This window comes from Erysipelothrix larvae (assembly GCF_001545095.1).
GTDB lineage: Bacteria > Bacillota_I > Bacilli_A > Erysipelotrichales > Erysipelotrichaceae > Erysipelothrix > Erysipelothrix larvae.
Genome location: NZ_CP013213.1, coordinates 1,687,091 through 1,699,817 on the forward strand (window position 1 = coordinate 1,687,091; position 12,727 = coordinate 1,699,817).

Consider the following 12,727-nt stretch of genomic DNA (forward strand, 5'->3'; position numbering starts at 1 on the left):
AATGAAAAAATGACATCATCCGTTGGATAATGCCACAGTTTCACATTAATAATTCGTCTTCTGTTGCACGTGGTAGACATAGACTCACTTTAAAGAGATCGCCATCAATCTTGATGCTAAAGCTTCCACCCAGCATTTCCATGATATTCCGTGCGATGCTCAGTCCAAGTCCACTGCCTTCTGTATTGCGTGAAGAATCACCGCGTACAAAGCGTTCCATCAGTTCTTCTTCAGTAATATTCAAGGCATCTTTAGAGATATTTTTGATGGATAAGGTTGCGTGTGTCTCATTGAGTGCACCATCAATATAGACCCGTGTATGTTCTTGGGCATACAGGGTAAGATTGCGCAGGACATTATCAATCACGCGCCAGAGATATTTCCCATCTGCAAGGACATCCACATCCACTGCATCCAGTTTTGATATGAGTTCTAGGTTTCTTTCATGAATCTTGTCCTCATATTCCCCAATGGATTGTTCCCAGAAGACTTTAAGGTTAATCGGTTCTTTGATGAGTTCAACATCCATGGTATTAATCTTCGCTGCTTCAAAAAGATCATCGGTAAGTTTTTTGAGACGATGGACTTGTTTATCTACCACCCCTAGATATTCAGTTTGTGTTGGGGATAAATCTTCATGTTTCAATAAATCCACATAGTTTACAATCGAAGTCAGGGGTGTTTTTAAGTCATGGCTGACATTGGTAATGAGTTCCGATTTTGTTCGCTCACTTTTGAGTTGTTGTTGGACAGCATCATCAAGTCCACTTTGAATTTCAGTAAGGTTTGAACTGATGTCATTTAGGGCTACGGATGTGAGGTTCACCGCTGTGTTCGTATAAGTTCCACTGCGTATGTCTAAGCTCAGCTTTTGTAGCACTTTGATTTCTGCAGTGTGTTTAATCCAAGCACGGGTAATCACAAAATAAGGTACCCAGAAAAGAATCATCACAAAAACAAACAGTTCTCCATCCATTCCTAAGGATATGAGACTCATAATTAAGCCTACTAAACCAATGTAACTCAATCCCATATGGTTATTTTTGGAGTAGGTGATGATGCCAATGAGCATGTTTATCAAAGAGTTTTTAAACAACACACCCGCATTAATTCTCACAATGAGACTTCGCACGATGACAAGTGTTGTTATAAAAAAGATAAGGACCCAAAATTCATCCACCATCGTCATTCCCAAAAGACTAATAAATGCAAAGGCGATAAGTTCAAGGGGGATGCGCTCGAAAAAAGAGAGTGCATAGGTTCCATCAGCCTTTTGTCCGATGTATTTGAAACTAAAAATTGCGATGATAAGCGTGAGTAATGTCGCAATGCCTGTTGCAATATACAGCGCAGGGCGATATTCCAGAACAAAATTGACTTCCCTGAATTGTTGATCAATCCAATCATCTGCATTACGCCAATTCAGTTCAAATTCTAACGTATACTGGCGTGTGTCATTGTCTAGGTTTACTTCATAACCATACACCATGATGACTAATTTTGATGATTGAGAGAGTCTGGATGTATTGGTGAAGACTTCTTCACCATTAACCAGAAATCTTAAATCCAGATTTGTATTTTCCGGTTTAAATTGAAGTTGATTGTTCTCACTTACTTGACCAAAATCTACATAGTCATAGATAAATTCTTGTACGACACTATATCCATAGTTTCTCACGATGAGGTTTTTTTCGATTGATCCATCACTGACAATATTGACGATTGAGCTCGCAATACCAATTCCAATCCAGCCACAAAGGCATGACAAAAAGGCAATCCAAAACAGGATCAGGGTTTTCGTTTTTTTATATTTCATATTAATACTCCGTTATTTTATATCCTTGTCCCCACACCACATGAATGTAACGTGGGTTCGCAGGATCGATTTCTATTTTTTCTCTGAGGTGTCTGATGTGTACGGGAATTGAAGATTCCGCACTGATGTTGGTTTCATCCCAAATGGCATCAAAGATGCTTTGAAGTGAGAACACATGACCCGGTCGTGACATCAGAAGTTTTAGAATTGAGAATTCAATGGGGGTTAAACGCACAGACTCTCCTAAGACACTGACTGATTTTGTGGAATCATTGACGACAATATCCCCAATATTCAATTCCACATGACTTTGCTTATACGGTTGATAATAGGTATAGCGTCTGATTTGAGAGCGCACACGTGCAATGACTTCGATTGGATTAAAGGGTTTTGTAATGTAATCATCCGCACCACAGTTCAATCCTAAGATTTTATCAGTGTCTTCACTTTTTGCACTGATTAGGATCACTGGGATATCGATGGTTTTTCTCAGTTCATTCAGTGTTGTGATGCCATCCATGATGGGCATCATAATATCCAACAACAAACAATGCACTGGATTGTGTTGAATATAGTCTAAGGCATCTTGGCCATTATGAAATCCAACAACTTCATAGCCTTCAGCTTCAAGGTAAATTTGAAGGGCTCTTACAATATCTTTTTCATCATCACATACGCATATTTTCGGCATCGCTTCCTCCATTTACTAAAGTTTCATAATAGTCTGTTAACCATTGACCGGTCTTTTTGTTATTAAAGCCCAATTGATCCAAAGTCTCAGCTTGTGATACTCGGTTAACACGTTCAAAGTTTATAATCGTGTCAGCCCACATGCCAGGATCTTTTAAGGGTAAAAAGGTAAACGGTTCAATCAGTTTTGATTCTGAACTGACGGTATCTGCGACAACACACGGAAGTCCACTACATTGTGCTTCGACAAGAACATAGGGTAACCCTTCAAACAGGGATGGTAAGACAAAGATGTCAAACCCTTGTAGGATACGCTCTGTAGACGATAAGACACCGGTATAGGTTACGTGTCCCTCTAATCCTAAGGCTTTCACTTTTTGTTTGATTTTTGGTTCGAGTTCCCCTTCCCCTACTAATACAAGATGGGCGTTGGGTTGTATTTTTATCAGTTTTTGAAAGACGTCGATGAGAAACTCATGATTTTTTTGAAAGTGAAAACGTCCAACATGTCCAACGACAAATTTTCCATTGAGATTATACGTTTCACGTACGGCATCACGTACGTTTGGATTGTATGCATATTGGGATACATTGATGCCATTATTCACCACAATGAAAGGACGATTACCATACAAGAATTCTCCTGCTACATGTGAACAAGCAAGCAGTTGAGTTGCATACTTTGGAATTGATTTTGTAGCACAATCAAAGCATTTTGAAATGATTTTACTTTCTACGATATTTTCACTGGCATGTGAATGGGATAGGCGAATCTTAATTCCTAATTTTTCCATCTGTTTCAGCACAATACTATTCAGTGCATTCATATGCGCATGGACAATATCATAGTCTTCATATTTGATTTGTTTTTTGATTTCACGAATTGAAGGGCCTTTGATTTTTAAATCTTGCGGTGTATATGGGATGCGATAGATTTTACACCCGTGATCCAATACTTCCTGATCAAAGTCTCCTGGGGTTCTTCCAAAAACCATAAAATCAATATGTACACGTGTTGCATCGATTGTGCGTAGTGTATTCATCAAAAACGTTTCAGTTCCTGCTCTTTTTAAGGTCCCACCGTGTACAAACAAAACTTTTATAGGTTTCATAAAAAATCCCTCCATATTCATTTTACAATATCTTTTATAAATCACAAAGGCTATTTAATGAGATTGTGTGTTATGAAGGCATTTCTTCATCATAAGCTTGAATCAGTGGGATAAATCCCAGCATGGACAAAACAATTCCTTTGATATCTGATTTGAAAATGATTGCGATCATGAACAATGCGAGGATCATGCTGATATTCAAAGCCCGGGATGCTTTTTTTGGTGACGTCATTTCTTTGAAGTAACAACATATAATCACGCTGATAAAGATAGGAATAAACCCGACTATAAATACAGTCAGCAAATGATTCTCACACGCTTTATTGAATACAAATAATATCAGAAACACCCCTACAAGTCCTCGAATAAACAATAACCATGAGTTGTATCGAACCATCTCTTTTTGATACATCTCACCACCTCCTTTGTATAGACTTATTCTACCAATATCACGTTTAAGGTAATAGTTACAAATCCTTAAGAATTGATTAAGATTTTAAAAGCACCGATATTTTTAAAAAAAAAGACACTTAAGTGTCTTACTAACCTGTCATATCTCAAGATCATAACGGTGTTGATTATATTATTGATTATTTAGGTGTAAATACTTTTTTTACATAATTTCAAGGTCGTCCACTTCTTCAGGTTTTATATCACGATACCCCCATTTTACAATAGATTGCCTTAGCATGGAATCACCATAGATTTAGTCGACACTTTTTTGATAAGTGTAAAAGGAGCTGATGATTTCTCATAAAAAAAGATGGGTACAAAACCATAGGGTTTCATATCCATCCTTTAACTTTAAATTAATTCAAGTGAATTACTTTTTGATATTGTAGAAAGTAGCAGCTCCACTGTACTTAGCAGCAGCACCTAACTCATCTTCAATACGTAGTAATTGGTTGTACTTAGCAAGACGGTCTGTACGGCTCATTGAACCTGTCTTGATTTGTCCAGCGTTGAATGCAACAGCGATATCAGCGATTGTTGAATCTTCTGTTTCACCTGAACGGTGTGATACAACAGCTGTGTAACCAGCGCGTTTAGCCATTTCCATAGCATCAAATGTTTCTGTCAATGTACCGATTTGGTTAACTTTGATTAAGATTGAGTTACCAATTCCCTTTTCAATTCCTTCTTTAAGGATTGCAGGGTTTGTTACAAAGAGGTCGTCTCCAACGATTTGGATACGATCACCAAGACGATCTGTTAATTTCTTCCATCCGTCCCAGTCACGTTCACCTAAACCGTCTTCGATTGAAACGATTGGGTATTTATTGATGAATCCTTCATACATATCGATCATTTGGTCGGTTGTAAGTTCTTCACCTGTGCTCTTTGAAAGTACATATGTACCTTTTTCAGTATCATAGAATTCTGAAGCAGCTACGTCCATTGCAAGAACAATGTCTTCACCTGGTACGTATCCAGCACGTTTGATTGCTTCAACGATTACTTCTAGAGGTTCTTCATTGCTTGAAAGGTTTGGAGCGAATCCACCTTCATCACCTACAGCAGTAACTTGTTTTCTGTCTTTAAGAACAGTTTTTAAAGCGTGGAATGTTTCAGCACCCATACGGATTGCTTCGCGTACGTTTGGAGCACTGATTGGCATAATCATGAATTCTTGGAAATCAACAGATGAGTCAGCGTGTGATCCACCATTGATAACGTTCATCATAGGAACAGGTAGTTCTTTACCGTTGAATCCACCTAAGTATTTGTATAATGGCATTCCGTAGAAATCAGCAGCAGCACGTGCAGCAGCTAATGAAACACCTAAGATCGCGTTAGCGCCTAGTTTTGATTTGTCAGGAGTTCCGTCCAAATCGATCATTGTTTTGTCAAGTAAGTTTTGGTCTGTTACATCAAAACCAACAAGTACGTCAGCAATAATTTCATTTACATTGTCTACAGCTTTTAATACACCTTTTCCTCCGTAACGGCTCTTATCACCATCACGTAGTTCTAAAGCTTCACGTTCACCTGTTGATGCACCTGATGGAACGATTGCACGTCCGAATGCACCGGATTCAGTTGTTACTTCTACTTCGATTGTTGGGTTACCGCGTGAGTCAATGACTTCGCGAGCATAAATGTCTGCAATAAATGGCATGTTTAGTTTCCTCCTATACCTTATTGAATTGCGTTAATGATTTCTTTAAATGAAGCAACTTCTAATGAAGCACCACCAATTAAAGCACCATCAATATCTTCTTGTGATAAATATTCTGCGATGTTATCTGGTTTAACTGATCCACCGTATTGAATACGTACTTTGTCAGCTACTTCAGCACCGAAAATATTACGAACTTCGTCACGTACAAGTGCACATGTATCTTGAGCGATTTGAACAGTAGCGCTCTTACCAGTACCAATTGCCCAAACTGGTTCATAAGCGATTACAAGTCCGCTAACTGCTTCAGGGCTTAATCCTGAAAGGCATCCTGAAACTTGTTTACGTACAACGCGTTCAGTTTTTCCTGCCTCAAATTCAAACAATGTTTCACCAACGCACACGATTGGTGTGATACCTGCATCAAGTGCAGCTAGAGCTTTCTTTTGGATGTCAGCATCGTTTTCACCGAAGTATTGACGACGTTCTGAGTGTCCTAAGATTACCCATTTTGTTCCAAGTTCAACAAGCATTGGAACTGAAATCTCTCCTGTATATGCTCCATTTGGTGCAAAGTGCACATTTTGAGCAGCAACATGTAGTTTAGTAGCAGCTTCGATTGATGTTTGAAGTGCTGTAAATGGCACACCAACACCGAAATCTGCTTTGTCAGTAACAAATGCATCAACACCTTCAAAGAAAGCTTTCGCATCCGCATTTGTCTTGTTCATTTTCCAATTTCCAAATATAACAGGTTTTCTCATTTATTTTTCCTCAATAATTGCAATTCCTGGCAATTCTTTTCCTTCCATAAACTCAAGACTTGCACCACCACCTGTAGAGATGTGGGTAATCTTGTCTCTAAATCCTAATTGAATTGCAGCAGCAGCTGAATCACCACCACCGATTACACTTAGAACTCCTGGAAGTTCTGTAATAGCCTTACATACTTCTAATGTACCTTTTGCGAACGCTGGGAATTCAAATACACCCATTGGGCCATTCCATACAACAGTTTGAGCGCCTTCAAGTTCTTTCTTAAAGAGTTCAATTGTTTCTGGTCCAATGTCAAGTCCCATCATGCCTGCAGGCATATTTTCAGTAGGTGCTACTTCATGATGTGCATCTGGAGCAAACGCGTCAGCAACAACGTTATCAATTGGTAATACCAATTTACCGTCTGCTTTTGCAAGAATTGCTTTTGCGACATCAATGCGATCTTCTTCAACAAGAGAAGTTCCGACTTCTAAACCTTGTGCTTTGAAGAATGTGTATGCCATACCACCACCAACAATTACTTTGTCAGCTGTGTTTAATAGATTTTCAATTACATTAATTTTATCACTTACCTTAGCGCCACCAAGGATTGCAACAAATGGACGCTTAGGACTATAAATTGCTTCACCTAAGAATTTTACTTCTTTTTCAACTAAGAACCCAAGAGCTGAAGGTAGATTTTCTGCGATACCAACTGTTGATGCATGTGCACGGTGTACTGAACCGAATGCATCCGTTACAAATAGATCGCCTAAACTTGCCCAATATTTACCTAACTCAGGATCGTTTTTGCTTTCACCTGGTTCATAGCGAGTGTTTTGTAGAAGTACAATTTCACCATTGTTAAGTGCATTCACTGCTTCTTCAACTTTTGGTCCACGTGTTGCATCAACAAATGAAACCTTCACATCTGGAAGTAGCTCTTGCAAACGAACTGCAACAGGTGCCATGTTGTTCTTCTTCTTGTCTGCCTCTGTTTTTTCTGGATCTTTATGATTCACTTTACCTAAGTGAGACATTAAGATCACACGTGCATTGTTTTCAACCAAGTATTTGATGGTTGGCAACGCACCGAGAATACGATTGTCATCAGTAATTACACCATCTTTGAGTGGAACATTGAAATCCACGCGTACAATGACTTTCTTACTGTCAACATTTAAATCTTTGACCGTTTTCTTTGCCATAGGATCCTCCTTGTTTTACCATTTAACATTATACCAAATTTTACTGCGTCTTACAACGTGAACAAGCTATCTTGACAAAGTTTTCACACAACCATTTATTGTCCTAAGAGTTTGACAGCTATAATTTAATTAAGTTATCTTTGGTGCACTAGTTAGTGCGCTTTTTTGTCAATACTATTTATATTTTATGTTCCATAACGTCCCATTGAAAGGTGTAATATACCTAATAAGGAGGATCTTATGTATCTCAATCAAAACAAATCTCATAAAGGAATCTATCATACAATCACTCATGCCTATCGGGAAAAGCGAGAAAAAGAAAGAGCGCAATGTTAAGAATATTGGATATCTTGACGACCTTAAACTCCAATACGACGATCCAATCGCACATTTCAAACAAGTCGTTAAGGACATGACACTTGAAAAAACTAAAGATACCAAGGTTGTACTAACGATTGATAAGAGTGCAATCATAGATACCAATTCACCGAACATTAACGTCAAAAGTGCGTTTATCTATAAAATGATTCATACATTAGGGCTTCCAGATATTCTTGGGTAAAATTCAACGTAAACATAAAGCTGAGTATAGATTTATTGATATTCAACGGTTCTTAACGTATAACCGTATCTTAACCCCTTCCAGCATCCAAGAAGCCTATAATCATAAGACCTCATAGATTCATTCCTTTGATTTAGAAACTACATGATGTCTACCGTTTCTTAAGTGTTTTGACACCCTATAAGGATGCTTTAATCGAACACATGAATAAATCAATTGTTGACACCTTTGGTAAATGACATGTTTCACGCACCTATTATGACTGTACCAATAAAACAAATAAACATCAGATTTACTATTTGTTTCGTAAATCGTATCGTCATGAAGACCAACCCACTGTAACAAGACTTATCTAATGAGCCTGACCCGTATTTCCTTTCTTTTTATTTCTGGTAAAACTTAATCGTGAATGTGCATTTTTGTCGCTCCTCATAGTTTAACCACCTTAAAAAGAACACCACCCCGTCATACTACTATAATTAGTAGATGAGTCTTTGAACTTGTATCTCTCGCTAAGATCTTTTTGTTTTATTAAACACTTTATTGAATACATACGAAATCACTAAGCCTTATCATAGAACTTATGTCAAAAATAGTTTTTTCAACCTCGTTTCATGATCATTCTTAGCGTTCAACTATTCGAGATTTATACCTTTTACTCAACATTTTTCGTGCCACAACCGAGATATCTTGATTTTCAACAAACATTTTATTTCTGTTTTTTCCGATGTACAGGTTTTCTATTGGGCTTCTTCTAAGTAATGCTGAGTAATAACTTGAAGCCAAATCTGAGTAATCTTTGTTTTGGTTGTGAATCAGAAAAATCAATAACATTTGCTCACTCTCTGCAATATAATCGAGTGATTCTGAAGTGTCATTATACTGATCCGTCATATGTCCAATTCTTCTCAATATTATATTTTCAAACTGATCTGGGAACATGCAGTAGGCCGCATTTAATATTTCAAAGTATGTTCCACTTCTATCTTCAATATTTGACTCTAAATAGTGGTTTAACGCTTCCAATTCAGAATCCCTTATTTCTTTTGTGCGAAATTGAATCAGTGAGTGAAAAGTAAATTGCTCTTTATCAGAAAAAGCACTATTTCGAATAACGTTGATTATTACAAGTGCATTAATTAATCCAATCGGGAACAATAATACAGCCAGTAAATTTAAGACGTAGCTCAAATAAACACATATAGTAGTTAATGAAAATACAGTGATTAAACAAACTGATCCCGAACTTTGTTGATATTTCTTCCAAATACATTTCTTTCTTCAAAGATACTTCTTTGAGCAATGATCCCTAAAGGATTTATTCTAAAAGGTTTGAAATATAGAGGCCCTATCTTCCTGACTCCTCCCTCAAATAACCATAGTGAAAAATCATCAATATTAGAGATGACCACTGCACCAACGAGTGTTAACATCAATACAATGACCAGTAAAACGAACACTAAAGTCCAGGGATTTAATTCTCCTCTAAAACTATCAATGATTTGGAGCATAATAAAACCATCAATCACTCCCAGAAAAATATATAACATCTTTTTATTATTCATCTCAATTTTCCTCCACCTATCAAATATTAATACCAGACTCTATTGTTCCAAACATATGACACCGCCAAACTAACTTCTAGACCTGCAATAAAACCCCCTATAAAACCGCCCAGAAATGACGCAATTTTAATTACTGGTGTACCAAATTTTAACAGCAGCCCAACTATATCCATAATCACCAACTTGTGCCTATGATTTGGAGAATAAAGCCCATGACCACCCAGCCGCTACTCGTGCCTTTGATACATTAATACTCCAACTATTCCATACTCCTTCTAAATTATTACAAAAGTTTGTTGCGTCTGCTCCATCCAAATACATCATTTCTTCCTGTTCTAATTCAACATAATTCATAGGTAAACCTTATTCCATAATTTTAGCTCCTTTTTCTATCATTTCAAGAGTATACGACAGTTTTAGACGTACACTGATAATTGTGCCACAGTTTGAATCAAGCTTACATTTTAGTATTAATTTCTTCCAATTTGGATTTGTATACGAGCCATCTTATTTGAAAGAAAGGAAAATCGCTGAATAATAAGCTAAAGATTGCTGCAGGAATATAATCAAAATAGAGCAAAGGAAAAGTCAAGCACAAAAGTACGACCGCTAAAATACAATACTTTAGGACTAGCACATAAACTAATTTATTATTCTTCCACTCCTTTGATAAGCGAAAGCACTCATAAAAAGAAAGTAGTGTATAACTTCCTAATGTGAGATAGACTAGTAAATTATCAACTGATATTGCTGCTAAAACAATAACAAGTAGCCAAAACTTTACTTGACGAATTTTCTTTGTTTGTTTGCTTTCAAAAAAAATGTCAGTACCATGCTCCGTGATAACGTTACACGCTTGACTAAAAGACTCTTCACTAATTTTATTCATCGATTCAATAAGACGGATATGAAACACTAATGACATGATGATCAAGAAGCACTGTATTCCATAGAATAGAAGTGTACCTAACTGATGGAAATAATTTAGGCACATATAGAAAACAAGCAACAGACTCAGTAAAAAAACACTTGATTTTTCGTATGGCTTACCTCGGTTTAAGGATCTAATTGCGTCCATTGGTAACAAAATAAGCGTATAGAAAATCAAAGATAAAAATGGTAAATATGAAATTAATAGGCTCAGTATATTCATAGGTTCAAAAACAAATATGTAATTAGCACTATAAATAAATGAACCAATAAAACAAATAAACATCAGATTTGCTATTTGTTTCGTAAATCGTATCGTCATGAAGACCAACCCACTGTAATCAGACTTATCTAATAAACCTGACCCGTATTTCCTTTCTTTTTTATTTCAAGCTAAACCTAGTAAAATTGAACCGTGAATGTGTACTTTTGTTTACCTTTGAATCTTAACTACCCTCAGGAGAGTATTGCCACTTCTTACTACTGTAATTGCAATTAGCTAAAATAAATCTTTGAACTTTTCTCTCACGCTAGGATCCTTTTATGTTTTACATCGGAATCGATATTGCTACGTGTAAGCACTATGTCGCTGTTATTGACCAACATGGAGAAGTATTTGGTGAACTACCCGCCACTTAGCATACGCTCGAAGTGGGGGCTTCTTGAGAACAAAGCAAACTTAATCGACATTCCTGTCGACCAGCGGTCACTTTTATTTATCAAGCTATCCCCGATGTCCCATCGGTTTATTGTTTTTCATTCTTAGGATTGATGCGAAAGTCTTAATCCTTCATTCAGGATATTGATGCTTGCATTCAAATCACGATCGTGTGTGATGTTGCAGTTGGAACATTCCCATTGACGTATCTCCAGTGGTTTCTTTCCATCATTATGTCCACAGTGAGAACACAGCTGACTGGACGGATACCAGGAATCAATCTTGATTACTTTTTTCCCATACCAACCGGCTTTGTATTCGAGCTTTGCCACAAATTGTGACCACGACACATCTGCAATACTCTTTGAAACCCGCTTCGTCTTCATCATTTTTTTCCAAACTCTTTATGTCATTTTGGATTGTTTGGATGGATGCGTTCAAATCTGACAATTTCTCTTTCTTTTATTCCAATGATTTTTGAGTTGATGTTGTCGAATAAGTTTCACTCTCTACCTTACTTTTATACCCAATTTTTCCCTTGATTAATGCTTGTTCACTTTCTATGAGCGTTGTACGAACCAGCCGATCTCGCTATTGCTTCCCCTCTCCCACACCTCACGATGTGAAACTTGCAGGTCGCTATCAATTCGCGATAGATACGCTCCTTGGGACTTTCACCTAAGATATATGACTGCCTGTCATACTATAAAAATGAGAGATCCTAATTCAAAATATCTCCCAACTCTTATAAAGTACTGCTACTACTTAACTCTTTGAAGAATTTGAGAGCCACGTTACAAAAGCAACAATAAACACTATCCCAAATGCGATAAAAGAATAAATAGTTCCAAATTTGAAAATAACTTCATTTATAACAAATAATAATATCCCAATAACTAACAATATTGTTGATTTGATTCTCTTATCCAAAACAGTATCCATCATTTCCGTAACTTCCAAACCAACCATCAGCGGCATCAATTCCCCATGCTACAAAATATCCAACTGATAGTGACGCAATGCCAGCTAATCCACTAATTGTGGCTACAATCTTTTTTCTCATACTTATTGAAACACTAAAATACTTTGCTATTGCACCTGCAATACTATTCACATTATTAGTAATCCATTTTTTTGCAGCTTGTCCCTTTACTGACCATATACCAAATAAGAGTAATGCTACATCAATCCCAGCTGCAATTGCATCTCTTGAATTCCACCAATTTCTACCAAAACTCAAGCCACCATCCAAGTACATCATTTCTTCTTGTTCTAATTCAACATAATTCATCGGTAGACCTAATTCCATAG

The 12,727-nt window shown here is 37.0% G+C and carries 14 protein-coding genes; 1 reads left to right on the top strand and 13 read right to left on the bottom strand.

Features of this window, described 5'->3' with window-relative positions; translation table 11 throughout:
• Positions 1 to 40: 40 nt before the first annotated feature.
• From AOC36_RS07860 to AOC36_RS07890, 7 genes are all read right to left on the bottom strand, one after another.
• The gene (locus AOC36_RS07860) at positions 41 to 1,816 is read right to left on the bottom strand and encodes a sensor histidine kinase (RefSeq protein ID WP_067633113.1); all 1,776 of its coding nucleotides are present in this window, start codon (positions 1,814 to 1,816) and stop codon (positions 41 to 43) included.
• A 1-nt stretch (position 1,817) separates the two neighbouring features.
• Positions 1,818 to 2,507: a response regulator transcription factor gene (locus tag AOC36_RS07865; protein WP_067633115.1), complete on the bottom strand. Its 690-nt coding sequence runs from the start codon at positions 2,505 to 2,507 to the stop codon at positions 1,818 to 1,820.
• A complete protein-coding gene (locus AOC36_RS07870) occupies positions 2,485 to 3,618 on the bottom strand; it encodes a glycosyltransferase family 1 protein (protein ID WP_067633117.1) in 1,134 nt (377 codons plus the stop codon). The genes AOC36_RS07865 and AOC36_RS07870 overlap by 23 nt, the downstream gene beginning before the upstream one ends.
• A gap of 70 nt (positions 3,619 to 3,688) precedes the next feature.
• Positions 3,689 to 4,030, bottom strand: coding sequence for a hypothetical protein (locus AOC36_RS07875; protein WP_067633119.1), 342 nt, complete (start codon positions 4,028 to 4,030; stop codon positions 3,689 to 3,691).
• A 411-nt stretch (positions 4,031 to 4,441) separates the two neighbouring features.
• Positions 4,442 to 5,737: a phosphopyruvate hydratase gene (gene eno / locus AOC36_RS07880; RefSeq protein ID WP_067633121.1), complete on the bottom strand. Its 1,296-nt coding sequence runs from the start codon at positions 5,735 to 5,737 to the stop codon at positions 4,442 to 4,444.
• Positions 5,738 to 5,757: 20 nt separating this feature from the next.
• Positions 5,758 to 6,501, bottom strand: coding sequence for a triose-phosphate isomerase (gene tpiA / locus AOC36_RS07885; protein ID WP_067633123.1), 744 nt, complete (start codon positions 6,499 to 6,501; stop codon positions 5,758 to 5,760).
• Entirely contained in the window at positions 6,502 to 7,701 is a 1,200-nt protein-coding gene (locus AOC36_RS07890) for a phosphoglycerate kinase (RefSeq protein WP_067633125.1), read from the bottom strand.
• Positions 7,702 to 7,993: 292 nt separating this feature from the next.
• Between AOC36_RS07890 and AOC36_RS07895 the strand changes: the two genes are divergently transcribed.
• Positions 7,994 to 8,263 (top strand): hypothetical protein, encoded by a 270-nt coding sequence (locus AOC36_RS07895; protein ID WP_067633127.1) that lies wholly within the window; start codon positions 7,994 to 7,996, stop codon positions 8,261 to 8,263.
• A 624-nt stretch (positions 8,264 to 8,887) separates the two neighbouring features.
• Here the strand turns inward: AOC36_RS07895 and AOC36_RS07900 are convergent.
• From AOC36_RS07900 to AOC36_RS07925, 6 genes are all read right to left on the bottom strand, one after another.
• Entirely contained in the window at positions 8,888 to 9,421 is a 534-nt protein-coding gene (locus AOC36_RS07900) for a hypothetical protein (protein WP_198401167.1), read from the bottom strand.
• 68 nt (positions 9,422 to 9,489) lie between these two features.
• On the bottom strand, positions 9,490 to 9,828 hold the full coding sequence (locus tag AOC36_RS07905; protein WP_067633131.1) for a hypothetical protein: 339 nt from the start codon (positions 9,826 to 9,828) through the stop codon (positions 9,490 to 9,492).
• A 189-nt stretch (positions 9,829 to 10,017) separates the two neighbouring features.
• Positions 10,018 to 10,182 (bottom strand): hypothetical protein, encoded by a 165-nt coding sequence (locus AOC36_RS12355; protein WP_198401168.1) that lies wholly within the window; start codon positions 10,180 to 10,182, stop codon positions 10,018 to 10,020.
• A gap of 103 nt (positions 10,183 to 10,285) precedes the next feature.
• Positions 10,286 to 10,717: a hypothetical protein gene (locus AOC36_RS12215; RefSeq protein ID WP_157777167.1), complete on the bottom strand. Its 432-nt coding sequence runs from the start codon at positions 10,715 to 10,717 to the stop codon at positions 10,286 to 10,288.
• Between the two features lie 803 nt (positions 10,718 to 11,520).
• Positions 11,521 to 11,805 (bottom strand): RNA-guided endonuclease TnpB family protein, encoded by a 285-nt coding sequence (locus AOC36_RS07915; protein WP_067633135.1) that lies wholly within the window; start codon positions 11,803 to 11,805, stop codon positions 11,521 to 11,523.
• A 533-nt stretch (positions 11,806 to 12,338) separates the two neighbouring features.
• The gene (locus tag AOC36_RS07925; RefSeq protein WP_067633139.1) at positions 12,339 to 12,725 is read right to left on the bottom strand and encodes a hypothetical protein; all 387 of its coding nucleotides are present in this window, start codon (positions 12,723 to 12,725) and stop codon (positions 12,339 to 12,341) included.
• Between the last annotated feature and the right edge of the window lie 2 nt (positions 12,726 to 12,727).

Excerpts from the sequence above, each read along its gene's own strand:
- AOC36_RS07865 (WP_067633115.1), bottom strand. The coding sequence starts at position 2,507 with ATGCCGAAAATATGCGTATGTGATGATGAAAAAGATATTGTAAGAGCC.
- eno (WP_067633121.1), bottom strand. The coding sequence starts at position 5,737 with ATGCCATTTATTGCAGACATTTATGCTCGCGAAGTCATTGACTCACGC.
- AOC36_RS07870 (WP_067633117.1), bottom strand. The coding sequence starts at position 3,618 with ATGAAACCTATAAAAGTTTTGTTTGTACACGGTGGGACCTTAAAAAGA.
- AOC36_RS12355 (WP_198401168.1), bottom strand. The coding sequence starts at position 10,182 with ATGAATTATGTTGAATTAGAACAGGAAGAAATGATGTATTTGGATGGA.
- tpiA (WP_067633123.1), bottom strand. The coding sequence starts at position 6,501 with ATGAGAAAACCTGTTATATTTGGAAATTGGAAAATGAACAAGACAAAT.
- AOC36_RS07905 (WP_067633131.1), bottom strand. The coding sequence starts at position 9,828 with ATGAATAATAAAAAGATGTTATATATTTTTCTGGGAGTGATTGATGGT.
- AOC36_RS07875 (WP_067633119.1), bottom strand. The coding sequence starts at position 4,030 with ATGTATCAAAAAGAGATGGTTCGATACAACTCATGGTTATTGTTTATT.
- AOC36_RS07860 (WP_067633113.1), bottom strand. The coding sequence starts at position 1,816 with ATGAAATATAAAAAAACGAAAACCCTGATCCTGTTTTGGATTGCCTTT.
- AOC36_RS07895 (WP_067633127.1), top strand. The coding sequence starts at position 7,994 with ATGCCTATCGGGAAAAGCGAGAAAAAGAAAGAGCGCAATGTTAAGAAT.
- AOC36_RS12215 (WP_157777167.1), bottom strand. The coding sequence starts at position 10,717 with ATGAATAAAATTAGTGAAGAGTCTTTTAGTCAAGCGTGTAACGTTATC.
- AOC36_RS07915 (WP_067633135.1), bottom strand. The coding sequence starts at position 11,805 with ATGATGAAGACGAAGCGGGTTTCAAAGAGTATTGCAGATGTGTCGTGG.
- AOC36_RS07925 (WP_067633139.1), bottom strand. The coding sequence starts at position 12,725 with ATGGAATTAGGTCTACCGATGAATTATGTTGAATTAGAACAAGAAGAA.
- AOC36_RS07890 (WP_067633125.1), bottom strand. The coding sequence starts at position 7,701 with ATGGCAAAGAAAACGGTCAAAGATTTAAATGTTGACAGTAAGAAAGTC.